The following is a 22,837-nucleotide window of genomic DNA, read 5'->3' as shown; positions in this document are numbered from 1 at the left end:
TTGTGGCCGGCGCGATACTTTGCGTGCAGCCCTGCGCCCCACTTTCCCGATGAACGCGCCCGAGATTCGCCTGAATCCCCACCTTGAAGCTTCGCTGACACGCATACGGTTGGCGGGCGAGCAGGCGGCGGAGCGCTGCGCCGAGGGCCTGGGCCTGTCGGCACTGTCCGCCGGGCAGATCAAGCGCCGCGACGCCTTGCTGGCCGCGCAGTTCGTCTTCAGGCAGCAGCAAGGCACGTTCTCACAGCGCTTCCTGCAAAGCCTGCGCCGCCAGGTCACGACCGAGCAGTCGGGCGTCAAACCTGAGACGGCGCCGGCCGGCAAGAAGGACTGGGGCGAGCTGTCGCTGATGGACGACGACCAGGTCAACAACCTCGTCGCCGCGGACCGCATCGGCCTGGCTATCGGCCACCACAGCGAGTGGGAGCTGCGCGAAGTCGAGTCCTACATCTCGGGCATCCAGGTCGGCGAGCGCAACCCGCTGCGGCCTGAGCTCATCGGCCAGGCGCTGCTGGACGCCGTGCAGGCCATCACCGACGACCCGCTGACGCGCCAGACGCTGACCGACGAGCTGACCCGCTCGCTGGCCCAGGAGATGCGCGGCTGCTATGCCGACATCGCCGAGCTGCTGCGCTCACGCGGGCTGCGGCCGCAGGACCTGCGCGTGCGGGCGACGCCGGATGGCGCATCGCGGCACGGCACGCTCAGCGGCGCCACCAGCCAGCATGCCGAGTTCGATTCCAGCCACGGCGGCATGTCCACCCGCGGCGGCCCCATCGGCTCGGGTCATGGCGGGCTGGGCCGCAGCATGATGGGCGGCAGCTTCGGCGGCCGTGGCGGCATGGGCGCGGGCATCGGCCGTGTCGACCCGCACATGATGGATCTGCTGCGCCGACTGGCCCAGACGCCTGCAGCCTTCGACGCTCACGACAGCGGCCACTCCAGCCGCATGGGGCTGGACACGCTGTCCGGCGAACCCAGCGCCTGGGGCCAGCTGCCGCTGCCGCCCAACCTGATCCAGCTGCACCGAGACGAGCTGCGCCAGGCTGCCACGGGCCGGCTGGACCACATGGTGATCGACGTCGTCAGCAGTCTGTTCGACCAGATCCTCTCCGACCCCAAGGTGCCGCCGCAGATGGCGCGCCTGCTGGCGCGACTACAGCTTCCCGTGCTGCGCGCGGCGCTGGGCGACGAGACCTTCTTCTCGTCGCGCCGCCACCCGGTGCGCCAGTTCGTCAACCGACTGGCCTCGCTGGCCTGCGCGTTCGACGACTTCAGCGAAGACCCGGGCCGGGCTTTCCTGGCCCATGTGCGCGACCTGGTGCAAGACGTCACGCAGGGTGACTTCGACCGCATGGACGTTTACACGTCCAAGCTGGACGACCTGGAAGCCTTCATCGCCGAGCAGACCCGCGTCACGCTGAAGGCCTCGGGCGACGCGGCCGCCGTCGTCGAGCGCCGCGAAACCGACCTGCGCCTGCAACAGCGCTATGCACTGCAACTGCAGCAGCAGCTTGCGCGTGTGCCGATGCAGGACTTCCTGCGCAACTTCCTGGCCCAGGTCTGGAGCCAGGCCATCGTGCTGGCCTCGCGCGAAGGGGCGCCTGAACGTGCGCTACGCCTGCGCACGCTGGGCCGCAGCCTGGTCATGAGCGTGCAGCCCAAGAGCGGCACGGCCGCCCGTGCCGACTTCCTGCGCGAGCTGCCCAACCTGATGCGCACGCTGAACGAGGGGCTGGACCTGATCCGCTGGCCCGACGCGCCGCGCAAGGACTTCTTCGGCGCGCTGCTGCCGGCGCATGCCGAGTCGCTGAAGGGCCAGGCCCCCAGCGCGCTGGACACCAACTTGCTGATCAAGCAGCTCGACCAGATCTTCGGCGTGCCGCCACCGGCTGAGGCCGACCTGGCCAAGCCCATGGCCGGCGAGACGCTACCGGGCGACCTGGATGCCAGTCAGCGGCTGACCCCGGCCGAAGCCAAGAGCCTGGGCCTGGTCGAGGAATCCACCGTGGACTGGCACGGCGAGCTGGACCTGGATCTGTCCGGCAACGACGCCGCCGCCGCCGCCGAGCCGCTGCGGGCCGTGGACATCTCCATCGACGGCCTGCCCGCCGCCGAGAGCGCCGCCGAACCCAGCGGCGGCGCGCTGCTGGTGGACAACATGCAGCTGGGCTTCGCATACCAGATGCACACCGGCACCGAGTGGCAGAAAATGCGCCTGGCCCACATCAGCGCGGGCCGCAGCTTCTTCATCTTCACGCACGGCAACCGCCACCAGGAAACGGTCACCATGACCGCCCGCATGCTGAAGAAGCTGTGCGAGGCCGGCCGCATGCGCGCCTACGAGACTGCCCACCTGCTGGAGCGCGCCACGGCCCGCGCCCGCGCGCAGCTCGCCGCGCTCACACCGGCGCGCTGAAGTGAACAGGCGCCTCGCCCAGTCTCGCAGCTGAACGGGCGCGAGCCTGATCGGTTCCCCGCGGGGACGCCGCCCCTTGCGTCATTGAGCCGCCAGCGTCGTCAGACGGTCAATCGCCTCGCCATCGCCAACGCCGCCGCGAGGCTGGCCGGGTCGGCAATGCCGCGCCCGGCGATGTCGAACGCCGTGCCGTGATCGGGGCTGGTGCGCACGAAGGGCAGACCTAGCGTCACGTTGACGCCCTGCTCCACGCCCAGGTACTTGACGGGGATCAGCCCGTGGTCGTGCGTCATCGCGACGACCACGTCGAACTCGCCGCGCCGCGCACGCATGAAGACCGTGTCCGGCGCATGGGGGCCGGTCGCGTCCAGACCCAGCGCGCGCGCATCGGCGATGGCCGGCGCGATGTGGTGGATCTCCTCGTCGCCGAACAAGCCTCCCTCGCCCGCATGCGGGTTCAGCCCGGCCACCGCGATGCGCGGCGCCGCGATGCCCATGCGCTGCAGCGCGGCGCCGGTGATACGCACCGTCTCCAGCACGCTGGCCCGGGTCACGCGCGCGATGGCATCGCGCAGCGCGCAGTGGATGGTGACCAGCACCGTGCGCAGCTCCTCGTTGGCCAACATCATGCGCACCGGCGCCCCGCCGGCCAGCGCCTGCAGCATCTCGGTGTGCCCGGGGAACGGCGAGCCGGCCGCATGCAGGGCCTCCTTGTGGATGGGCGCCGTGACCAGCGCCCGCGCCCGCCCGGCCTGGACTTGCGCCGCCGCCGCGTCGATGCACAAGGCGGCCGCCCCCCCAGCGCGCGCGTCCACCTGCCCGAGAGGCAATTCACCCAGCCCCGCCGGCAGGCCTTCGGGTTGCCAGACAGGCACGCAGCGCGGCGGCACGCGGTCGTGCTCGGCCAGCGACGTGAGCTGCAGCACCGCCAGCCCGCCGCCCGTCATCGCCACGGCACGGCGCATCACGGCCACATCGCCCACCACGACGGCTTCGCGCGGTGCCTCGCGGCGCCACAGGCTGGCGATGATCTCGGGGCCGATGCCGCAGGCGTCGCCCATGCTGATGACGATAGGCAGGGGAAGGTGGGACGCTGAAGACATGACGCATTCTTTCATCGCACCGCCCCAGCCGCTGGCAGACTGCCGGCCACCCTTGCAGCGCCGGAGAAGCCCTTGACCCTGCCCCCCTACCCCATCGGCACACCCGGCCAGCCCTGGGGGCCTGCCGAGGTGGCCGCCTGGCGCGCCCGCGTCGTCAGGCAGCGCAGCTACGCCGACGACGTGCTGGCTGCCCTCGAGCCGCTGCGCCAGGCCTTCGACATCAGCGAGTACGGTGCGCTGGTCTACGACGGCGAGCGCTTCCCGCTGCTGGCCGTGCGCAGCCGCGGCTGGCGCGACGACCTGCCCACGCTGGTGATCACCGGTGGCGTGCATGGCTACGAGACCAGCGGCGTGCACGGCGCCCTGCAGTTCCTGAGCGACCACGGCACCGAAACCGCCGGCCAGGCCAACCTGCTGGCCGTGCCCTGCGTCAGCCCCTGGGCCTACGAACGCGTGCAGCGCTGGAACCCCGATGCGCTGGACCCCAACCGGAACTTCCGCCCGCACAGCCCCGCCGGCGAGTCGGCGGCGCTGGTGGCGCTGCTGGCACCGCTGCACGGCCGCACGCGGCTGCACATCGACCTGCACGAGACCACCGACAGCGACGAGGGCGAGTTCCGCCCCGCGCTGGCCGCCCGCGACGGCGAGGCCTTCGTGCCGGACACCGTGCCCGACGGCTTCTACCTCGTCGACGACGCCGACCGCCCCCAGCCCGCATTCCAGCAAGCCGTCATCGAAGCCGTCGCCCGCGTCACCCACATCGCGCCGCCTGACGCCCACGGCCTCATCATCGGCTGCCCACTGCAGTCGCCTGGCGTCATCAGCTATGCCGTGACCCGCAAGGGGCTGTGTGCCGCCATCACGGCGGCGCGCTTCAGCACCACGACCGAGGTCTACCCCGACAGCCCACGCACGACGCCGCAGCAATGCCTGGATGCACAGGTCGCTGCCGTGCGGGCGGCCATCGCCTACGCGCTGTCGGCCCCCGATTGACAGCTACTGGCAGGTCCGCACGTCCTTGGCGCCCACGCCCTGCGTGGCCTGCAGATGCGTCAGCGTGCGCGCCATGCGGCCCATGCGGCGCGTCACCACCCCTTGCGCATCACGCTCGAGCTTGACGCACAGGTCAAGGTCCAGCCCCATGGCGATGCGCTCCTCAACAGTGGGTCGGGGCGTGTTGCTGCGCGGATCGGTGGTGGCCGGGTTGGCGAGCGCGCCCCGCAGCACCTCGGCACGCGGCCGCAGGTCCAGCGGCGCACCACCCGAGGCCGGCCGCGCCGGCGAGAGCGCCGCGCCAGGCGTACCGGCCGGTGCGGCATCGGCACTCGGGCCGGTCGCAGCGGTGGCGGCCACCGTGAAGTCCGGTGGCGCAACGGACGGCACGTTGGACAGCAGGCCCGGCCAACGCGGCGCCTCGGCCTGCATGCGGCGCTGGCGCTGCGGCTGCGAGGGCGCCACCAGCCGCAGCGCCAGCGCCCGCCGGACCTCGCTGCTGGCAGCAGGCCGCAGGCGCTCCTGCCAGAACAGCAGCAAGAGCACGGCGTGCCCCATCAGTACGGCCAGCATCACCGCCCGCCGGCGCCGCACCGGCGCGCCGGGCCGCCACGACACGGCGGCGCTCAAACCGACAGCGACGTTGCGCCACACCCCTCGCGCGGCGCCTCGATCGGCGGAAGTGCGGGGCAGCAGCAGGCGAGCGAATTCATCGCCGCATGCTAGGGGCGGCCACGGGCCGCCGCGTTACGCCAGGGTTAGGCCGGAGTCAGGCAGGATTGGGCACGTCGATGAAGCGCACCTCCAGGCCCAACTCGGCCGCCACGCGCTCGCCCACGCCCTGCACGCCGTAGCGCTCGGTGGCGTGGTGGCCGGCAGCGATGAAGGCCACGCCGGTCTCTCGGGCGTAGTGGGCCTGGGGCTCGGAGATTTCGCCGGTGATGAAGACATCGGCCCCGGCCGCGATGGCCGACTCGAAATAACCCTGCGCCCCGCCACTGCACCAGGCCACGCGGCGCAACGGCCGGCCATCGCCTTTGACGGCGGTCACGTCACGCCCGGTCAGCGTGCGCAGCTGCGCGCTCACGGCCGCCAGCGTCGTCGGCTCGACAGCCGCCGTGAAGCCCAGGTCCTGATCGCCGAAGCGGCCATCGGCCATCCAGCCCAGGCGCCGGCCCAGCTGCGCGTTGTTGCCCAGCTCGGGGTGGGCGTCCAGCGGCAGGTGGTAAGCGAACAGGCTGATGTCGTGCTGGATGAGACGGGCCAGGCGCTGCTTCATCCAGCCGGTCACGCGGCCGTCCTGGCCACGCCAGAACAGGCCGTGGTGCACGAGGATGGCATCGGCCTGCGCCGCGATGGCGGCATCAATCAAGGCCAGGCTCGCCGTGACCCCGCAGACCAGCCGGTTGACCTCGGCGCGCCCCTCGACCTGCAGGCCGTTCGGCCCATAATCCTTAAACCGTGTGGGTTCCAGCCATTGGTTGAGCTGGCGTTCCAGCGCGGCGCGATCGGTCATGGGGTGATGAAGTGTTGAAGCGGCTGTGGCTGATTTTCGCGCAGGCGGTCACGGTGCTGCTGGCAGCACTGTTCGTGGTGGCCACCTTGAAGCCACACTGGCTGCCGGCCCTGCGCGGCACCGCCCCCACGCCGGCCGTGACGGCCCAGACCGCCCAGCAGATCGCCCTGCCGCCCACGCCGCCGGCCTCGGTCGCGCGCACCGGCTTTGCGCAGGCCGCCCGCGCCGCGTCGCCAGCCGTCGTCAGTATCACGGCCAGCAAGGCGCCGGAGCGCGCCGGGCGCAGCCGCGAGTCGGTCTTCGGCTTCCACTTCGGCCCGCGCCAGCCGCGCAACCCGCAGCTGGGCCTGGGCTCGGGCGTCATCATCTCGGCCGACGGCGTGCTGCTGACGAACAACCATGTCGTCGAGGGTGCGTCAGACATCGAAGTGCAGCTCAGCGACGGGCGCCAGACCCGCGCCGCCGTCGTCGGCACCGACCCCGAGACCGACATCGCCGTGCTGCGCATCACGCTGCCCGACCTCCCCGTCATCGCGTTGGGCGACGCCGCCAGCCTGCAGGTGGGCGATGTGGTGCTGGCCATCGGCAACCCCTTCAACGTCGGCCAGACGGTCACCTCCGGCATCGTCTCGGCACTGGGCCGCAACCAGCTGGGCATCAACGCCTTCGAGAACTTCATCCAGACCGACGCGGCCATCAACCCCGGCAACTCCGGCGGTGCGCTGGTGGACGCCGACGGCCGGCTGGTAGGCATCAACACGGCCATCTTCTCGCGCAGCGGCGGGTCGCTGGGCATCGGCTTCGCCATTCCCGTGGACGTGGCCCGGCAGGTCGCGACGGCGCTTCTGAAGGACGGCGTGGTGGCGCGCGGCTACATCGGCGTGCAGACCGGCGAACTGACGCCCGAGCTGGCCGAGACGCTGAAGCTGGGCGACATCCAGGGCGTGCTGGTGCGGGGCGTCTATGACGACGCGCCCGCAGCCCGCGCCGGCATCAAGCCGGGCGATGTGCTGACACGCATCGGTGACCAGCCGGTCACCTCGCCGGCAGAGCTGCTGGCCCGCGTGGCGGCCCTGGCGCCGCGCAGCCGCGTCGACGTGGCCTTGCAGCGCGGCGAGCGGGCGATGACGTTCTCGCTGCTCGTGGGCCAGCGCCCGCCGCCGCAGCGCGCTCAGCGCGGCTCGGACGAGGACTGATCTTCCGGCGGCGGTGTCGTGCTGCGGATGAAGTAGCCGGCGGCCAGCAGACCCAGCTCGTACAGCAGGCACATCGGGATGGCCAGCGCCAGCTGCGAGACGATGTCGGGCGGCGTGATGACGGCCGCGATGATGAAGGCCACGACGATGAAATAGCCGCGCCATTCGCGCAGCTTCTCCACCGACACGATGCCCATGCGCGCCAGCACCACCACCACCACCGGCACCTCGAACGCCGCGCCGAAGGCGATGAACATGTTCATGACGAAGCCGAGGTAGGCCTCGATGTCCGGCGCCGCCGTGATGCTCTTGGGCGCGAAGCTCTGGATGAACTGGAAGACCTGGCCGAAGACGAAGAAGTAGCAGAACGCCACGCCGGCAAAGAACAGCAGCGTGCTGGACAGCACCAGCGGCATCACCAGCCGCTTCTCGTGCGAGTACAGGCCCGGCGCGACGAAGGCCCAGGCCTGGTACAGCACAACGGGCAGCGCGAGCATGAACCCGGCCAGCATCGTGATCTTGATGGGCACGAAGAACGGCGCGATCACGTTGGTGGCGATCATCGTCGTGCCCGCTGGCAGGTGGGCCACCAGCGGCGCGGCGAGCAGGTCGTACATGGGCCCGGGGCCCGGGTAGATGCACAGGGCACCGAAGCACACGACGACGGCGATCAGCGCACGCACCAGGCGGTCGCGCAGCTCCATCAGGTGGGCAACGAAGGGCTGCTCGGTGCCGGCCAGCTCGTCGTGGTCGGGTTTCTGGAAAGAGGAGCTCATCAGCGAATGCCTGGGGGCCGGAAGCGCGCCACGCGGGCCGCGCCGGACTGGGTGTGGCGGCGCACGCCGGCCTTCTGCTTGAACCACAGCGGCGTTGCACCGCGCTTGAGGCGCCAGTTCTTCTTGGGATGGCGGTACTCGGGCGCGGGCGTCTGCAGGCTGCCGAAATCCGCAGCGCTGCCGTCGTCAGCTACGTCACTCCAGGTCTGGTTCAGCGCCTGCGTGGCGGAGTCGACCTCCTGGCGCACGCTCTGCTCCACGTCGCTCACCGCCGACTGGAACTGGGACTTCATCTTCTGAAGCTCCTCCAGTTCCATGGAGCGGTTGACCTCGGCCTTCACATCGGCCACGTAGCGCTGCGCCTTGCCCAGCAAGGTGCCCACGGTGCGGGCCACGCGCGGCAGCTTCTCGGGACCAATGACGATCAGCGCGACCGCGCCGATCAGCGCGATCTTGTCGAAGCCGAAATCAAGCACTGGGGATCAGGACTTGGTCTTGGCGTCGACGTCGACGGTGTTGGGGTCGTTGACCTTGTTGGCCGTGACCTGCTGCGGCGCGGCGGGCGCATCTGCGCTGGCAGACCCGTCCTTCATGCCGTCCTTGAAACCCTTAACGGCGCCGCCGAGGTCACTGCCGATGTTCTTCAGCTTCTTGGTGCCGAAGATCAGAACGACGACCAGCAAGACGATCAGCCAGTGCCAAATACTGAATGAACCCATGTTGTTTGCTCCTTGTGGACTGGCTCAAATTCTAGGTGAGGGCTGCTCAGCCCTTGGCCCACGGCCGTGGGCCTCCCATCACGTGCAGGTGCAGGTGGAACACCTCCTGCCCGCCATCATGACCGGTGTTGATGACATGTCGGAAACCATTGCTGACGCCCAGCTCCTTCATGAGCCGCGGGCCCAGCGTCATCATGCGGCCCAGCAGGCCGGCTTCGGCCTCGGTCACCTCGGCCATCGAGACGATGTGGCGCTTGGGGATGATGAGCAGGTGCACCGGCGCCCAGGGCTGGATGTCGTGGAACACCAGCAGCTCATCGTCCTCGTGGACCTTGCGGCTGGGGATCTGGCCGGCAACGATCTTGCAGAAGATGCAATTCGGGTCGGAGTGGCTCACGGCTTGTTTCCTCGTTGGGCGAATTCGGTCAGACCCGACAGGCCTTCGCGCCGGGCCAGCTCTGCCAGCACGTCCTCGGGCTTCAGGCCGAAGTGGGCCAGCGCGATCATGCTGTGGAACCACAGGTCGGCCACCTCGTAGACGACCTTCTTCGGGTCGCCGTCCTTAGCGGCCATGACGGTCTCGGTCGCTTCCTCGCCGACCTTCTTCAGGATGCTGTCCAGGCCCTTGTCGAACAGCTTGGCGACGTAGCTGGTGCCGGGGTCGGCGCCCTTGCGGGACTCGATGACCGCGCCGACGCGGCGGAGAATGTCGTCACTCATAGATCTTTTTCGGGTCTTTCAGCACCGGCTCGGCGGGGCTCCAGGCGCCGTTTTCCAGCTTTTGGAAGAAGCAGCTGTGCCGGCCGGTGTGGCAGGCGATGCCGGGCTCGTGGCCCAGCTGCGTGATGGTCAGCAGCACGACGTCGTTGTCGCAATCCATGCGGATGGCGTGCACCTGCTGGAAATGGCCGCTCTCCTCGCCTTTGTGCCACAGCTTGTTGCGCGAGCGGCTGAAATACACCGCCTGGCCGCGCTCGGCCGTCAGCGCCAGGGCCTCGCGGTTCATCCAAGCGAACATCAGCACGTCGCCGCTGCCTTGCTCCTGGGCGATCACGGGCACCAGACCCTTGTCGTCCCACTTCACTTCATCGAGCCAGTTGGTCATCTCGTCAGTCTAGGTGAGTGGGGCCCACATGGCCTCTCTCGGCGGCAAACCACTGCAGCACGGGAATGGTGCCGGGCAGCACGGGCTGCACCTGCACCGGCAGGTCGGCCCAGGCCATCTGCTGGCCCTCCAGCATCTGGAACTCGCCCATCCAGTCGTAGACCTTGCAGAAGTTCAGCCGCACGCGGGCGTGGGGGTAGTCCATGACGAGCACCTGCCACGGGTGGGCGGCCCCAATCTCGATGCCGATCTCCTCGCGCAGTTCGCGCGCCAGCGCCTGCTCGACGGTCTCGCCCGCCTCCACCTTGCCGCCCGGGAACTCCCAGTAGCCGGCGTAAACCTTGCCCGGCGGGCGCGAGGTCAGCAGGAAACGCCCTTCCTGACCGGCCGCGTCGCGCTCTACCAGCACGCCCACGGCCACCTCGACCGGCACGCGTTCGGCGTCAGACATGGTCCAGTCCTTCGGGCGCGTTGTCGCCGATGGCCAGGCCCGGCAGCGCCTCGCCCACCGCGCCGCGGCCAGCCAGGTCCCGGGCGAACTGGTAGGCCACGCGGCCCGAGCGGGAGCCGCGCTCCAGCGCCCACACCAGCGAGGGCTGGCGCGCGGCGGCGATGGCCACGTCGTCCAGCCCGAAGTGGCGCAGCCACTGGGCGACGATGGTCAGGTACTCCGCCTGGCTGAACGGATAGAAGCTGATCCACAGCCCGAAGCGCTCGGACAGCGAGATCTTTTCCTCCACCGCCTCGCCGGGATGAATCTCGCCATGCTCGCCGCGCGAGCCGCCAAGGTTGTCGGCCATCTTCTCGGGCAGCAGGTGGCGGCGGTTGCTGGTGGCATAGATCAGCACGTTGTCGCTGGCGGCAGCCACCGAGCCGTCGAGCACGCTCTTCAGCGCCTTGTAGCTGGCCTCGCCTTCGTCGAAGCTCAAGTCGTCACAAAAAACAACGAAGCGCTCCGGGCGGTCTGCGATCTGTTCGACGACATCCGGCAGGTCCACGAGGTCGGCCTTGTCGATCTCGATGAGGCGCAGGCCCTGGGCCGAGAACTCGTTCAGCACCGCCTTGATCAGCGAGCTCTTGCCCGTGCCCTTGGCGCCGGTCAGCAGCACGTTATTGGCTGGGCGGCCGGCGACGAACTGCGCGGTGTTGCGCAGCAGCTTTTCCTTCTGCGGCGCCACTTCCTGCAGGTCAGACAAGGCGATACGGCTAACGGCGCGCACCGGCTCCAGGCACAGCATGCCCTGGCGGCGCCGGGCCCGGAAGGCGGTGGATACGCCCCAATCCGGTGGCACGGGCGCATGGGGCAGGACGGCCTCGAGCCGGGCCAGCAGGCCTTCGGCGCGGTGCAGCAGGGATTCCAGAGCGGCAGACATGCCGTCAGTGTAGGAGGCAGGCCGTCAGACGATGGCCTTGAGGGCTGCTTCCAGCTGCTCGGTCGGCAGGCGCCGGAAGCCCGAGCGTGCATAGCGGTGCAACCGCCCGATGATGAAACTCACCCACACGGCGGCCTGGGCGTTGGCCTGCACCGTGGGTGTCAGCGAGCCCTGGGCCTCGGCCGTAGCGCGCAGCACCTGGCGCAGCGACGACTCGATGCGGTCGAAGAACTGGTTGATGCGCAACGTGAGCCGCTCGTGCTCGTAGACCAGGGCGTCGCCCACCATGACACGGGTCATGCCCGGGTTCTTCTCGCCGAACTGCAAGATCAGCGTTGCAATGCGCGCGGCCTGCCCGGGCATGGGCTGGGGCACGTCCACGACCTGATGGATGAGCCCAAAGACACTGCGCTCGATGAAGTCGATCAGTGCCTCGAACATCTGCGCCTTGCTGGCGAAGTGGCGGTACAGCGCGGCCTCGCTGACCTCCAGCTTTGCCGCCAGCGCGGCGGTGGTGATGCGGTCGGCGCCGGGCTGCTCCAGCATGCCGGCCAGCACCTGCAGGATCTGCGTGCGCCGCTCGCCGGGCTTGGGGCGTTTCCTGGGGGCAGGGGCAGTCGCGGCGGGCAGGTCGGCGTCCATGGCCGGGATGCTAGTCCCTGAGCCAGCCGAGGCGGCGTGCCTCGTAGATGGCCTCGACCTTGGAACGCACGTGCAGCTTGCGATAGACGCGCTTCACGTAGGTCATGACCGTGTGCGGCGACACCTGCATGAACTGCGCGATCTCGTCGAAGGTGAAGCCCTTGGCCGCCAAGTGCAGCACACGCGACTCCTGCTCGGACAGCGCGACGACCTCCTCGTCGGCCATCGCCGCGGCCATGGCCTCGGGCGACGGGCCGGTGGACGCCTGTGCACCGGGCGCCAGCCGCACCAGCAGCCGGCGAGCGATGACGGGGCTGATGGGGCTGCCGCCCGCGCGCAGCGAGCGCAGCTGGCCCGGCAGGTCCAGCGCCAGGCTGTCCTTCAGCAGATAGCCGGTGGCGCCGGCCTCGATGCTGGCCACCACATGCTGCTCGTCGCCGAACACCGAGATCACCATGACCTCGCACTGAGGCCGCGTCTGCGCGGCGTGGCGGATCAGCTCGATGCCGCTACCGCCGGGCAGGTCCAGGTCCACCAGCAACACGTCGGGCTGGAGCTGGTCGAACATGCGCCGGCCCTGCGGCAGGTCGGGCGCAATACCCAGCAGCTCGATGTCGGGCACGCTGCCGAGGGCGTGGGTGAAGGCATCCCGGAAGCGGGCTTGGTCTTCGACGATCAGGACCGAAAACGGGGACATGGATACGACAGACGTGAGGAAGCGCAAGACGGCGGATTGTCAACCCAACCAGGCGTCAGGCCTGCCGGGGTCTTCATTCAGAAGTGGGGGGAGCGCGCCAGCGCCGCCAGCGAGCGCACGCGGCGGCTGACGTAGGCCGGCCGGCGCTGCACGCCCTGCGTCACCCCGGCCTGGCGCAGCCAGCGCTGCATCCAGACCGTCTTCATGCCCAGCCCGCGGGCGGTCTTCTGGTGGATGAGGGTGTCCTCCACCAGCACGCATTGCGTGGCGCGCAACTTGAGCCGCGCCAGCACGACGCGGAACATGCGCGCGTCGGGCTTGGGCCGCGAGTGGCCGAACAGCTGCATGTCCTCCACGCAGATCAGGCCCTCGAAGGCCCCGCTCAGCCCGATGGTGGCCAGCACGCGCTCGGCATAGCCACGCGGCGCGTTGGTCATCAGGAACTTGCGGCCGGGCAGGCGCCGCAGAGCCGCCAGGTCATGCGCATGGCCGTGCAGGTGCGCCTCCAGGCCGGGAAGCCTGTGCGTCTCGGCCAGGAAATGCGCCGGCTTCACGCCGTGGTGGCGCTGCAGGCCCGTCAGCGTGGCGCCATAGCGCAACCAGTAGCGGTTGCGCAACTCGGCGGCCTGGGCCTCCGCCAGACCCAGGTGAGTGACGATGTAGGCCGCCATCGACGCATTCAGCTCGCGGAACGCCCGGTGCGAGGCGTTGTGCAGCGTGTCGTCGAGGTCGAACAGCCAAACCTTGTCGCGCAACGCCATCGGTCAGCGCGACGAGATCATGGTGCCGTAGGCCTGATCGGTCAGGATCTCCAGCAGCATGGCGTGCGGCACACGGCCGTCGATGATGTGCACCGCGTTAACGCCGCTCTTGGCGGCGTCGATGGCACCGGCGATCTTGGGGATCATGCCGCCGCTGATCGTGCCGTCGGCCACCAGCTCGTCGATGCGGCGCGGCGTCAGCTCGGTCAGCAGCTCACCCGACTTGTCCAGAACGCCACGGATGTTGGTCAGCATCAGCAGCTTCTCGGCCTGCAGCACGGTGGCCAGCTTGGCGGCCACGACGTCGGCGTTGATGTTGTAGCTCTCGTTCTTCTCGCCGAAGCCGATGGGGCTGACGACGGGAATGAACTGGTCGTCCTGCAGCGCCTTCACGACCGACGGGTCGATGGAGACGATGTCGCCGACCTGGCCGATGTCGTGCTCCTTGCTGGGGTCGTCCTTGTCCTGCACCTTGAGCTGCTTGGCGCGAATCATGCCGCCGTCGCGGCCGGTCAGGCCCACGGCCTTGCCGCCGGCGGCGTTGATCAGGCCCACGATGTCCTGCTGCACCTGGCCGGCCAGCACCCATTCGACGACTTCCATCGTCTCCTCATCCGTGACGCGCATGCCCTGGATGAATTCGCCCTTCTTGCCGAGCTTGCTCAGCAGGCCCTCGATCTGCGGGCCGCCGCCGTGCACGACGACCGGGTTCAGGCCCACCAGCTTGAGCAGCACCACGTCCTCGGCGAAGTCCTGCTGCAGCACCGGGTCGGTCATCGCGTTGCCGCCGTACTTGATGACGATGGTCTTGCCGTGGAACTTGCGGATGTAGGGCAAGGCCTGCGAAAGGATCTCGGCCTTCTCGCGCGGCGCGATGTGGGAGACGTCGGTGGTGTGGGGCGTGGTCATGCTCGGGGCTCCGATGAACTGCGGCGCATTCTAGGAATGCTGCGGCGCAACGCTGCGCGGCACGGCATCAACGGGCAGGTGCCGCCTTCCATTGCTGCACCGCGCGCTCCGTCTCCTCCTCAATCAGGTAACGAAGCGCATCCACCTTGCGCTCGGTGGACAAGGCCTGCCAGGGGTCATTGCCCTGGCGGCCAGGGTCGGCCACCGCCACGCTGGCGCGCGCCCGGTAGACCGTCTGCAGGTCCAGGGTCGCCACGTCGACCAGCAACATGTCCACATAGACGTACGGCGCCAGAAAACCGGCGGCGGGTTGGTTGTTGTCCTCCCGAACCACTTCCAGCATCGTGTCCACATAGAAACCCAAGCCCTCCAGCTGGCCGGCACCGCTGCTGCTGCGATACAGCTTCAGATTGGCTTCACCACGTGCGGGTTGGATGAGCAGCAGGTGGGACAGACCCGCCTTCTTGGCGGCATCGAAAAGGGTTTGCGTCACCAGCACGGCATCGCCATCACGCTGCCAGGGAACGCTGCCCTTGGCCGGAAGCGCCAGCGGCAAAGCCTCGCCATATCCGTGACGACGCACGCTGTCCGCGACCGCCTTCAGCACGATGCGCTCTATCGCATCGCCGACCTGCAGCCGGTCACGGGCGTTCTGATCCAGCCGGGTGCCGGTGGTCGGCGCCCGCACCACCACCTGCACATCCCGGCCCGCAGCCGACATCACGCCAACCTTGGTGATGGGCGCCGCACTCGTAGCGGTAGCGCAAGCCGTCAGCAGGATCATGGCAAGACGGCGGAAACGGACGATCATCATGAGCATCTGCATGTGTGAGAAACGGCGGCAGCCTAACTCAGCCACCAAGCTGGATCGGCGGTATTTCTTACCCCGGCCGGGCCCGACAATGGCGGCATGCAAGCCCACAGCTACCTCAAGCTCTCGGTCGCCACTGCGGTCGCGACCATTGCGCTGAAGACGGCGGCCTGGTGGTGGACCGGCTCAGTCAGCCTGGCGGCAGACGCGCTGGAATCACTCGTCAACCTGGCCGGCGCCATGTTCGCGCTGGCCATGGTGACGCTGGCCGCCCGGCCGCCCGACGAGGAGCACCCCTACGGCCATCACAAGGCCGAGTACTTCTCCAGCGGCTTCGAGGGCATCCTCATCATCGCGGCGGCGCTGGGCATCCTGTGGGGCGCCGTGGACCGCTGGCGCCACCCCGAGCCGCTGGAGGCCATCGGCCTGGGCGTGGGGCTGGCCATCGTCAGCTCCACGCTGAACGGCCTGATGGCCTGGGCCATGCTGCGCAAGGCGCGCGAGGTGCGCTCGGTGGCGCTGGAGGGCGACGCGCGGCACCTGTTCACCGACGTCTGGACCTCGGCCGGCGTCGTGGCCGGCCTGATCGGCGTGATGGCCACCGGCTGGCACTGGCTGGACCCGCTGCTGGCCATCGCCGTCGCGCTCAACATCCTGCGCGAAGGCGTGCACCTGATCCGCCAGTCCAGTCAGGGGCTGATGGACGCCGCGCTGGACGCCGAGGCAATGGCGCGCATCGAGGCCGTGCTGGCGCGCTTTCGCGAGCCGGGCACCGTGCGCTTCGACCACATCGTCAGCCGCGAGGCCGGGCAGCGCCGCTTCATCGACCTGCACATGCACATGCCGGCCACCTGGTCGCTGGGCCGTGCCGCCGAGCAGCGCAACGCCCTGGAACAAGCGCTGATGCAGGCCGTGCCCGGCCTGCGCGCCACCATCCAGCTGCTGCCCACCGACGTGGAAGCGCATGTCGACGACCCCAAGGACTTGATGTGATCACCGTGTTGCAACGCGTGCGAGAGGCGCGCGTGGAAGTTGCCGGCCGCGTGACAGGCCAGATCGGCCCTGGCTTCCTGATGCTCGTCTGCGCCGAGCCTGGCGACACCGAGGCCACGGCCGAGAAGCTGATCGCCAAGGTGCTGAAGCTGCGCGTCTTCAGCGACGAGGCCGGCAAGATGAACCGCAGCCTGCAGGACACGGGCGGCGGCCTGCTCATCGTCAGCCAGTTCACGCTGGCGGCCGACACCAGCGGCGGCAACCAGCCCAGCTTCACCGGCGCCGCGCCGGCCGAACAGGGCCGGCGCCTGTACGAACACACGCTGGCCTGTGCGCGCCAGCATCACCCCCACGTGGCCTGCGGCGAGTTCGGCGCCGACATGCAGGTGCACCTCGTCAACGACGGGCCGGTGACGATCCCCATGCGCATGGGCTGACGGCAGCCGCCGCCCGGCCTCGTTCAAAGCGGCAACGGCGCCAGGGGCTCGCCGGTCCTGAGGCAGAACCAGCGATCCGACGCGTTGCTCTCATCCCGCAGGTACAAGGCCTGGCCGCGCACACAGAGCAGCGACTTGGCAGACCGGCTTTGCTCGTCCTGGATGTAACCCATGAAGCCGTCGCCGCTGGCCAGGGCGCAGAGCCAGTCGGCAAACACCAGCGCCTCGTACCAGCCCTGCAGGTCCTTGAGGCCCGGCAGCTTCAGCGTGACACCCGCCCGTGGGCCGATCGCGTCCTGCCAGTACGCGGCCACCCAGTCACCGGAGGGGGACGCCGCATAAACCTGCGGCAGCGGGCGCAATTCCATGCCGACGCGCTCCATCGCGAAGAAGGCATGTGCCGGCCAGGCGTCGGGCGCCGGCCCATCACCCACGACCAGGTAGCGCAGCGTCGCGTCCGCCTGCGGGTCGACAGGCTGGGCCAGCTCGATGGAGAGATGAAGGGTGTAGTGACCGGACACGGTATTGAGTGGGCGGCGGTGGTGACGGGGATCGCTGCATCTGCAGCCGGCGAGCTCACAAGTAGCTCACCCGCTCGAACTGCACATGGCAGTCGCGGTGCACGCTCACGCGGTGCCAGGTGCCGAGGTCGGGCGCCTGACGGGGCAAGGGTTGCAGCATCGGCGCTTCGAGGGCGAAGAGCTCCAGCGGACTGCGCCGCGTGGTGCCGTGGCAGCGCACGCCGGCCTCCTTCAAGACCCAGGCCTTGGCCTGCGCGTTCAGGTCGGCCAGGTCGCGGAACTCGCGCAGCGACAGGAAGTTGCCCTTGAGGTACTTCACGCCGGACTCGACGATCCCCTTCTTCTGCGGATCGTGCGGCGGGCAGGGGTCGATCTTGAAGCCGTAGCCTGCGGCACACTCGGCATAGGCGCGCTGCACGGTGGGGTCCTGAGCGCAGGCGCGGGTGATGGCGCACTTGGCGTTGTCGATGATGACGCGCGCCGGCACGCCGGCGAACCACTCGAAGGCGCGGCGGTGGCAGCCCAGCCAGGTGGCCACGGTCTGGTCCCAGACGAACTCGACGTACTGGTGGCGGCTGCTGGCCAGCGTCATCACGAAGGCCCAGGTGCGACGCGGTCGGCCGTCGGGGTGGACGAGCGTGGGGCCGGCGCCGAAGTCGACTTGCGCCGCGTCGCCGGGCTCGAAGTCGAGGCGGCAGGTGGTCTCGGGCGGCAACTGGCTGCGGATGTCGGCCACCAGGCGGCGCACGGCCGAGTAGCTGCCGCTCCAGGCGTGCTGGCGCTTCAGGGCGGCGTGGATGGCGGTGCCTGAGACGCCTTGCTCGACCCAGGCAGCGATGGGTTCGCGATGCGGCTCCAGCGTGGAGATGGTGGTGCTGGCCTTGCGCGGGCTTCCCAGTGCGGCAGCGATGGCCTCGTCGTCGGGCAGGGGCTGCGAGGGCTCCAGCCAGCCGCGCTCGGTGGCGATGCTGCGCCACTGCGCGGCCTTGGGCCGGCCCATGACGCGAGCGGCTGCGATGTCGCGGTCGGAGTCGCCTTGCCGCATGCGCAGCAGGGCCTGTCGGTAGTGATGCATCTCGAATCTCCTGCGTGCCATCCCTGGCCCTCCGGGCAAAGGCCCGAAGGGTAGGAACGGCATCGCGGTGTTCGAGACGCCCGTCAACCCGGCGCCGGCTGGCTCCTATATGCCGATCCGGCTCTGGCTCCATTACGCCGGTCACGCAGTGGCTCCAATATGCCGGTCGCCAACTGGCTCCTACATGCCGATCACGGACTGGCTCCTATATGGCGGTCGGTGACAGCTGCCCTTGCTGTCAAGCCGTGCCATCCAGCGTGGACCATTCCGCAGCCTGAAACAGCCTGCGTCGGACCTCACCGTCCCGGGCCAAATCAGCCGCCTTTGGCCCGGTGCTCCTCAATGGCCTGGCGGGCCAACTCAGCGGTATCAACACCCAGCGCCTCGCCAATGTCGGTGAAAGGCACCCAGGGCTTGTCGATGAGGCGGCGCAGCAGCGCGCAGTGCGTGTAGGCGTCCACCTTCACCAGGTTCTCCAGCTTGGCCGGCCCGCCCAACAGCAGCGAGGGCTCAAAGCCGTACATCTCGTCCATGGCCAAGGGGCCCAGCTTCTTGAGCGCGCGATCAAAGAGGTATTTGTCTTCGTGGTCGAGCATGTCCCAGTGGTCTGGCTTGGGAGAGAACAATAGACCTATTTCGATGTGTAGCCTGTCAGGCTGCACCAGCCTCATCGAGCGTGAACTGATCTCGCCGCATAGCGGATTCAAGGTGACGGCGCTTCCAATCTGCTGATTGAACAGCCTCAACTCCCCGAAGGCTGTACGAGTCAGGGCGTAGAAGCGGCCGAACTGCTCAAACACTGTCCCAGCGAGCCACTCATCGACGACTCCCTGCCATTCCTCAGGATTTACGGAACTGTACAGGCCATGCTTGAACTGATTGAAACCCTCGGTTTTCCAGTAGGTGAGCAGTAGTTCTGGCAATACACCGCAGGAATTCCTGATCAGAGCTGTCGGCACGACCCGAGTCAGCGTGGGCTCTCCAAGCCGCTCTACGAGAAATAAGTAGTCGTCGTCACGCATAAATACCTACTTTTTTGGACAAGTTTTGAGATCGAAAGTCAACCGCGCGCCTCCGTGCCCGTCACGAACAGCGCCTCTTGCATAGTTCTCCATTTCAGCCAGCTTGTCAGCCCACTGTGCACCGATCGAACAGTTGACTGACTTGCTGCCCATGCAAGTCGGTGCTGGTTGGAAGAAGCCACCAGCCACCATATCCGGTTCGTGAAGAGCCGCCAAATTGACCATCGTGCTGTTCACCTTTGCCAACTTCATTTCATCAAGTTCTCTGCCGGAGAAACCTTGCTCTCGCAAATCTTTCTCAACTTGGTCCTCCAGCTGTTTGCGATACCCCGCCCGATACTTTGCCTGCGACTTCGCCGCATCCGGATTGCGCTTATTGGCCTCATAGGCCTTGCGTGCCGCCAGGAACTCGTCGGCCGACATGCGATTCAGGGCCTCCTGCTGGCGGCGCAGCTGGTCATTGAACTCGCGCTCGAACTTGGGCTTGTCGGGTGCCTTGTCGTAGGCCTCACCAAAAGGATCGAAGCACCTGTTGGGGGAGAAGCGGTCCAGCCGTTCGCGCACCTTCTTGGCGTTCTGCGTCGGCGTGGCCGTTTCGCTGATTTTCTTGCCGCCCGCAGCAGCGCGCATCTGCCGCAAAGCCTTGGCCGGGTTGATGCGCGCGAAGGCAGTGTTGCGCGCCAACTCGCTCATCAATGTGGCCAAGCCCAGCGCTGCCGCGCACAGCTGCGCCTGTGAGGTGGCATTGCTGACCTGCGATACCCAACTGCCCAGCCGCTTGGCGAGCACGATGGCCTCTGAGCCAAGGCTGTAGGCGGCGTAGACCGCCATCAGCCCGTTGACGATCCAGCCAATGGGCGTGGCGCTGATGACCTGCCAAGCCGCAAAGATCGCCACCGTGGTGGGCAGGTCGGCCAGGGCTTCTTCGAGCGTTGCCTTGAGGTCAGCGCCGAGTTGGTCGGTGAATCGGGTCACCGCCAGCTTGAAGGTCTCGGCCAGTTTGTCCGAGAAGCTGGCCTCGCTCCAGTCCTTGCCCGGTGTCGGCTGCAAGCCCAGCGGGTCCTGCAGCGAATGCGGCCGATTCAGCGCGAAGGCATACAGGTCCGGCCCCACCGCCAGCCCCAGTGGGTCAGGCGTGAGGTAACGGCCAGCCTGCGCGTCAAAGTAGCGGTGGGTGTTGTAGTGCAGCCCGGTCTCGGCGTCGAAGTACTGGTTGGAGCCGCGCAGGTGGAACGCAATGCTGCCCAGCGACTGCCCCTGGGCCGGGGTGGCCGCCAAGTAGTCGGCCAGTTGCGCCTGCCAGACCACGCTGCGCGAGGCGTCGGTCAGAGCAACCGGCGCGTTGCGGTGGTCGGTGTGGACGTGCAGCACCCGCCCTGCCTCCAGCATGGCCACGGGCTTGTCGTTGATCCACGCGTACTGCCGCTGCACCACTCCCGTGGCATCGGCCTCGGCCACCAGCTGGTTGCCATCGTGGAGCAAGTAGGTGGTGCGCGCGGTCTGGCTGCCGGCCTGGGTCACGACCTTGGCAATGCGCTGGCCGAAGAGGTTATAGCGGTAGCGGGCCACCACCTGCAGCGTGGCGCCGGTGTCGCGCTGCACTTCCACCAAGCGATTCAGGCTGTCGTAGCTCAGGCGCAAATCACCGCGCGTGATCTGGCGGCCCAGGTCATCAAACAGCTCGCGGGGCCGCCCCTCGGTGTCGAACAAGGCCGTGCCGATGGCGGAGGATGCCGGGTAGGCAGGCAGCAGCGCGCCATCGCCGCCAACGCGCCAACGGTCCAGCAGGGCATGCAGCCGGGCCTGCCACAGCGGCGGTGTGGCCGCTTGGGGTAGCTGACCCAGGCCGTGGCTGCGCAGGGGTTTGACAGAGGTGGGTTCGCCATCGCTAGCGTTGCCGTCATTGCTGCTACCCGCGTAGCCCAGCTGCATCTGGCCCACGCCGGGCGTGCCAGCCAGGGTGACCCGGCCTTGTGCGTCCAGCCTGCGCTCATTGCTCAGGCCGTTGCCGAACAGGAAGCGCCGCTGTGTGTAGGTGTCGGCCTCGTCGTTGAGGCTATAGACCAACGGCCGGTCGATTCGGCCATCCAGCCATACCGACTCCAACAAACCGGCGCGCGGATGCTGGCTGCCCCGGTAGTGGTAAGCCAATGCCTGGCCATCCGGCAAGGTGCGGCTGATCAGCTGACCATTGGCGTTGTAGCTGTACTGCAGGGTCCAGCGCTTGCCGTCCACGCGCTGCTCGTGCGTGGTGAGGCGGCCCGCAGCGTCGTAGCTGAACTGTTCCTCACCGGCCTTGTACTTGATGAGCCGGGGTTTGTTGGCTGGGCCCCAGGAGATTTGCGCGTCTTCGTCGAGCGAGCTTGGTGCGTCAGGCTCGCTGAGGTAACGAGAGCGCACGGCCACCACCCGGCCCGCCGGGTCGCGTCGGTACGCGGCGCGGCTGATCTGCTCGGTCACACGAGCAATCAGCCGGCCGGCGGCGTCGTACTCAAAAACCGTGCTGCCGGTTGTGGGGCTTTGCACCAGGCGCAACAGACCGAAGTCGTCGCGGTAGTAGCGTGTGTAGGCGCCATTGATATCGGTTTCTTGCGTGACGGCTAGCGGCGGCAGCGCTGACGCGGCACCGGCCAGGGCCGGTTGGCTCACCTGAGCCACCTGCATGGCCTGAAGCAGGTCGGGGCGCACCAGGCCGCCGCTGTCTTCCGTATGGCTGACCAGCTGTTGCATGGCACTCAGCACGGCGTCGCGGTGCGGGGCGCTCGCCATGGACGAATCGGTTGGTGCGGAATAGTCACGCTGCTGTGACACGCTGCCGTCGGGGTTGAGCAGGCGGGCCTGCAGCAGCCGGCCTTCCCGGTCGCGCGCTAGCTCTATGCGATTGCTTTGCGTATCGAACATGGCCGCGATCTGGCCGCTCAAGTCGTAGGTCACGCGCGTGCGGGCGCCAGTGGCCTCCAGCATGCCCACGGCCTGCCCCAGGGCGTCATGCTCAAAGCGCCGCGTCACGCCGGCGCGGATGATGCTGGCAAGCGCGCCGCTGGGCGCGTACTCAAATTCGCTGACCACGCCGTCCATGCCGATGAGTCGGCGGGTGCGGCCGTCGGGGGTGTATTCGGCCTGCGTGACAAGACCGGCCGGATGCAAAAGCTTCAGCGGGCGCTCGCCGCGGGGGTCCCATTGCACGCGGGTCACGTCGGAGTCGCTAGGGTCGCCCTTGGGCCCATTAGGCAAAGGGCCATCCAGTGCGCTCAGCACGCTGCGGCCGTTGATCGTGATGTAGCTGTACTCGGTACTGCGTGTGAGGGCCGCGCCCTGCGGCGATTGACCTCCCTTGTCATCCACCGAGCTCCACCCCCGCTCCGTCACCCGCAAGACCTGACTCTTGTCGTTGTACTCAAACTCGGTGCTGCGGGTTTTGCCTGCAATCACGCTGGGCTGAGTGATGCGCGTGGGCTGTTGGCCCACCGCCACGCTGCCGTCCTGGAATCGCAGGTCGGTGTACTCGTAACGCTGCAGCCATCGCGGCGCGCCCACCGGCTTGCCCTGGCTGTAGGCCTGGCGGCTGCGTTGGGACAGACGCCCCCAGCGGTCATGGCTGATCAGCTCAGCGCTCAGCGGCTGGCCCTGGGCGTCGAGCGTGATGCTGCGCAGAAGCTGGCCCGCGGTGCCGTAGGCGTAGCGCCGGTTGGCCGGCCCGCAGGTGCTGCAGCCCGCCCCGGTGAACTCGATCAGCCGCAGCTGCCCGCCGATCACGGCGGTTGTCAGC

At 68.4% G+C, this 22,837-nt stretch carries 24 protein-coding genes and 1 pseudogene; 5 read left to right on the top strand and 20 right to left on the bottom strand.

What is annotated here, in order from left to right; genetic code table 11:
- The first annotated feature begins 49 nt into the window (after positions 1–49).
- The gene (locus tag ACG0Z3_RS20720) at positions 50–2,419 is read left to right on the top strand and encodes a DUF1631 family protein (RefSeq protein WP_394401259.1); all 2,370 of its coding nucleotides are present in this window, start codon (positions 50–52) and stop codon (positions 2,417–2,419) included.
- A gap of 101 nt (positions 2,420–2,520) precedes the next feature.
- On the opposite strand, the gene pdxA is transcribed toward ACG0Z3_RS20720, so the two are convergent.
- Complete coding sequence (gene pdxA / locus ACG0Z3_RS20715) at positions 2,521–3,522, bottom strand: 4-hydroxythreonine-4-phosphate dehydrogenase PdxA (protein WP_394401256.1); 1,002 nt, start codon at positions 3,520–3,522, stop codon at positions 2,521–2,523.
- A 72-nt stretch (positions 3,523–3,594) separates the two neighbouring features.
- On the opposite strand from pdxA, the gene ACG0Z3_RS20710 reads away from it, so the two are divergent.
- A complete protein-coding gene (locus ACG0Z3_RS20710) occupies positions 3,595–4,515 on the top strand; it encodes a M14 family metallopeptidase (protein WP_394401252.1) in 921 nt (306 codons plus the stop codon).
- Between the two features lie 3 nt (positions 4,516–4,518).
- Here the strand turns inward: ACG0Z3_RS20710 and ACG0Z3_RS20705 are convergent, their stop codons facing one another.
- Entirely contained in the window at positions 4,519–5,088 is a 570-nt protein-coding gene (locus ACG0Z3_RS20705) for a hypothetical protein (RefSeq protein ID WP_394401250.1), read from the bottom strand.
- 196 nt (positions 5,089–5,284) lie between these two features.
- Positions 5,285–6,031: a Nif3-like dinuclear metal center hexameric protein gene (locus ACG0Z3_RS20700; protein ID WP_394401247.1), complete on the bottom strand. Its 747-nt coding sequence runs from the start codon at positions 6,029–6,031 to the stop codon at positions 5,285–5,287.
- Positions 6,032–6,045: 14 nt separating this feature from the next.
- Between ACG0Z3_RS20700 and ACG0Z3_RS20695 the strand changes: the two genes are divergently transcribed.
- Entirely contained in the window at positions 6,046–7,227 is a 1,182-nt protein-coding gene (locus ACG0Z3_RS20695; RefSeq protein WP_394401242.1) for a S1C family serine protease, read from the top strand.
- Here ACG0Z3_RS20695 and tatC read toward each other — a convergent pair.
- From tatC to ACG0Z3_RS20630, 13 genes are all read right to left on the bottom strand, one after another.
- On the bottom strand, positions 7,203–8,003 hold the full coding sequence (gene tatC / locus ACG0Z3_RS20690) for a twin-arginine translocase subunit TatC (protein WP_394401240.1): 801 nt from the start codon (positions 8,001–8,003) through the stop codon (positions 7,203–7,205). The genes ACG0Z3_RS20695 and tatC overlap by 25 nt on opposite strands.
- On the bottom strand, positions 8,003–8,479 hold the full coding sequence (tatB, locus tag ACG0Z3_RS20685) for a Sec-independent protein translocase protein TatB (RefSeq protein WP_394401237.1): 477 nt from the start codon (positions 8,477–8,479) through the stop codon (positions 8,003–8,005). The genes tatC and tatB overlap by 1 nt, the downstream gene beginning before the upstream one ends.
- A gap of 6 nt (positions 8,480–8,485) precedes the next feature.
- On the bottom strand, positions 8,486–8,722 hold the full coding sequence (tatA, locus tag ACG0Z3_RS20680; protein ID WP_268168916.1) for a Sec-independent protein translocase subunit TatA: 237 nt from the start codon (positions 8,720–8,722) through the stop codon (positions 8,486–8,488).
- Positions 8,723–8,768: 46 nt separating this feature from the next.
- Entirely contained in the window at positions 8,769–9,119 is a 351-nt protein-coding gene (locus ACG0Z3_RS20675) for a histidine triad nucleotide-binding protein (protein ID WP_268168915.1), read from the bottom strand.
- A complete protein-coding gene (locus ACG0Z3_RS20670; RefSeq protein WP_394401232.1) occupies positions 9,116–9,442 on the bottom strand; it encodes a phosphoribosyl-ATP diphosphatase in 327 nt (108 codons plus the stop codon). Before ACG0Z3_RS20670 ends, ACG0Z3_RS20675 begins: the two co-directional genes overlap by 4 nt.
- The gene (hisI, locus tag ACG0Z3_RS20665; RefSeq protein ID WP_394401229.1) at positions 9,435–9,827 is read right to left on the bottom strand and encodes a phosphoribosyl-AMP cyclohydrolase; all 393 of its coding nucleotides are present in this window, start codon (positions 9,825–9,827) and stop codon (positions 9,435–9,437) included. The genes ACG0Z3_RS20670 and hisI overlap by 8 nt, the downstream gene beginning before the upstream one ends.
- Before the next feature lie 4 nt (positions 9,828–9,831).
- The gene (locus ACG0Z3_RS20660) at positions 9,832–10,278 is read right to left on the bottom strand and encodes an NUDIX domain-containing protein (RefSeq protein ID WP_394401227.1); all 447 of its coding nucleotides are present in this window, start codon (positions 10,276–10,278) and stop codon (positions 9,832–9,834) included.
- Positions 10,271–11,200, bottom strand: a complete 930-nt coding sequence (locus ACG0Z3_RS20655) for an ATP-binding protein (protein ID WP_394401225.1) — start codon at positions 11,198–11,200, stop codon at positions 10,271–10,273. The genes ACG0Z3_RS20660 and ACG0Z3_RS20655 overlap by 8 nt, the downstream gene beginning before the upstream one ends.
- A gap of 24 nt (positions 11,201–11,224) precedes the next feature.
- Positions 11,225–11,842, bottom strand: coding sequence for a nucleoid occlusion factor SlmA (gene slmA / locus ACG0Z3_RS20650; protein ID WP_394401223.1), 618 nt, complete (start codon positions 11,840–11,842; stop codon positions 11,225–11,227).
- Positions 11,843–11,852: 10 nt separating this feature from the next.
- Positions 11,853–12,539, bottom strand: a complete 687-nt coding sequence (locus ACG0Z3_RS20645) for a response regulator (protein WP_268168909.1) — start codon at positions 12,537–12,539, stop codon at positions 11,853–11,855.
- A 77-nt stretch (positions 12,540–12,616) separates the two neighbouring features.
- Positions 12,617–13,300, bottom strand: coding sequence for a pyrimidine 5'-nucleotidase (locus ACG0Z3_RS20640; RefSeq protein ID WP_394401221.1), 684 nt, complete (start codon positions 13,298–13,300; stop codon positions 12,617–12,619).
- A gap of 3 nt (positions 13,301–13,303) precedes the next feature.
- Positions 13,304–14,209, bottom strand: a complete 906-nt coding sequence (gene argB / locus ACG0Z3_RS20635; protein ID WP_394401219.1) for an acetylglutamate kinase — start codon at positions 14,207–14,209, stop codon at positions 13,304–13,306.
- A gap of 67 nt (positions 14,210–14,276) precedes the next feature.
- Positions 14,277–15,023: a hypothetical protein gene (locus ACG0Z3_RS20630; protein WP_394401216.1), complete on the bottom strand. Its 747-nt coding sequence runs from the start codon at positions 15,021–15,023 to the stop codon at positions 14,277–14,279.
- A gap of 96 nt (positions 15,024–15,119) precedes the next feature.
- Between ACG0Z3_RS20630 and ACG0Z3_RS20625 the strand changes: the two genes are divergently transcribed.
- Both ACG0Z3_RS20625 and dtd read left to right on the top strand, forming a co-directional pair.
- On the top strand, positions 15,120–16,013 hold the full coding sequence (locus ACG0Z3_RS20625) for a cation diffusion facilitator family transporter (RefSeq protein WP_394401213.1): 894 nt from the start codon (positions 15,120–15,122) through the stop codon (positions 16,011–16,013).
- Positions 16,010–16,450: a D-aminoacyl-tRNA deacylase gene (dtd, locus tag ACG0Z3_RS20620; RefSeq protein ID WP_394401210.1), complete on the top strand. Its 441-nt coding sequence runs from the start codon at positions 16,010–16,012 to the stop codon at positions 16,448–16,450. The genes ACG0Z3_RS20625 and dtd overlap by 4 nt, the downstream gene beginning before the upstream one ends.
- A 23-nt stretch (positions 16,451–16,473) precedes the next feature.
- Here dtd and ACG0Z3_RS20615 read toward each other — a convergent pair whose 3' ends face one another.
- The 4 genes and pseudogenes from ACG0Z3_RS20615 to ACG0Z3_RS20600 all read right to left on the bottom strand — a co-directional run.
- Positions 16,474–16,971 (bottom strand): hypothetical protein, encoded by a 498-nt coding sequence (locus tag ACG0Z3_RS20615; RefSeq protein WP_394401207.1) that lies wholly within the window; start codon positions 16,969–16,971, stop codon positions 16,474–16,476.
- 76 nt (positions 16,972–17,047) lie between these two features.
- A pseudogene (istA, locus tag ACG0Z3_RS20610) lies at positions 17,048–18,046 on the bottom strand (IS21 family transposase); the annotation flags it as partial.
- A gap of 314 nt (positions 18,047–18,360) precedes the next feature.
- Complete coding sequence (locus tag ACG0Z3_RS20605; RefSeq protein WP_394401204.1) at positions 18,361–19,068, bottom strand: GAD-like domain-containing protein; 708 nt, start codon at positions 19,066–19,068, stop codon at positions 18,361–18,363.
- 6 nt (positions 19,069–19,074) lie between these two features.
- On the bottom strand, positions 19,075–22,837 hold a 3,763-nt coding region (locus ACG0Z3_RS20600; RefSeq protein ID WP_394401201.1), incomplete at its 5' end, for a polymorphic toxin type 15 domain-containing protein.

Origin of the sequence: Pelomonas margarita (assembly GCF_043555875.1) — a bacterium.
Taxonomy (GTDB): Bacteria; Pseudomonadota; Gammaproteobacteria; order Burkholderiales; family Burkholderiaceae_C; genus Pelomonas; species Pelomonas margarita.
This window is presented reverse-complemented; position numbering and strand designations above follow the sequence as displayed.

Coding starts and splice junctions, on each gene's coding strand:
- ACG0Z3_RS20625 (WP_394401213.1), top strand. CDS start 15,120: ATGCAAGCCCACAGCTACCTCAAGCTCTCGGTCGCCACTGCGGTCGCG.
- tatC (WP_394401240.1), bottom strand. CDS start 8,003: ATGAGCTCCTCTTTCCAGAAACCCGACCACGACGAGCTGGCCGGCACC.
- argB (WP_394401219.1), bottom strand. CDS start 14,209: ATGACCACGCCCCACACCACCGACGTCTCCCACATCGCGCCGCGCGAG.
- ACG0Z3_RS20640 (WP_394401221.1), bottom strand. CDS start 13,300: ATGGCGTTGCGCGACAAGGTTTGGCTGTTCGACCTCGACGACACGCTG.
- ACG0Z3_RS20645 (WP_268168909.1), bottom strand. CDS start 12,539: ATGTCCCCGTTTTCGGTCCTGATCGTCGAAGACCAAGCCCGCTTCCGG.
- hisI (WP_394401229.1), bottom strand. CDS start 9,827: ATGACCAACTGGCTCGATGAAGTGAAGTGGGACGACAAGGGTCTGGTG.
- tatA (WP_268168916.1), bottom strand. CDS start 8,722: ATGGGTTCATTCAGTATTTGGCACTGGCTGATCGTCTTGCTGGTCGTC.
- ACG0Z3_RS20605 (WP_394401204.1), bottom strand. CDS start 19,068: ATGCGTGACGACGACTACTTATTTCTCGTAGAGCGGCTTGGAGAGCCC.
- ACG0Z3_RS20705 (WP_394401250.1), bottom strand. CDS start 5,088: ATGCTGGCCGTACTGATGGGGCACGCCGTGCTCTTGCTGCTGTTCTGG.
- ACG0Z3_RS20700 (WP_394401247.1), bottom strand. CDS start 6,031: ATGACCGATCGCGCCGCGCTGGAACGCCAGCTCAACCAATGGCTGGAA.
- ACG0Z3_RS20670 (WP_394401232.1), bottom strand. CDS start 9,442: ATGAGTGACGACATTCTCCGCCGCGTCGGCGCGGTCATCGAGTCCCGC.
- ACG0Z3_RS20630 (WP_394401216.1), bottom strand. CDS start 15,023: ATGATGATCGTCCGTTTCCGCCGTCTTGCCATGATCCTGCTGACGGCT.
- ACG0Z3_RS20655 (WP_394401225.1), bottom strand. CDS start 11,200: ATGTCTGCCGCTCTGGAATCCCTGCTGCACCGCGCCGAAGGCCTGCTG.
- ACG0Z3_RS20720 (WP_394401259.1), top strand. CDS start 50: ATGAACGCGCCCGAGATTCGCCTGAATCCCCACCTTGAAGCTTCGCTG.
- pdxA (WP_394401256.1), bottom strand. CDS start 3,522: ATGTCTTCAGCGTCCCACCTTCCCCTGCCTATCGTCATCAGCATGGGC.
- ACG0Z3_RS20660 (WP_394401227.1), bottom strand. CDS start 10,278: ATGTCTGACGCCGAACGCGTGCCGGTCGAGGTGGCCGTGGGCGTGCTG.
- slmA (WP_394401223.1), bottom strand. CDS start 11,842: ATGGACGCCGACCTGCCCGCCGCGACTGCCCCTGCCCCCAGGAAACGC.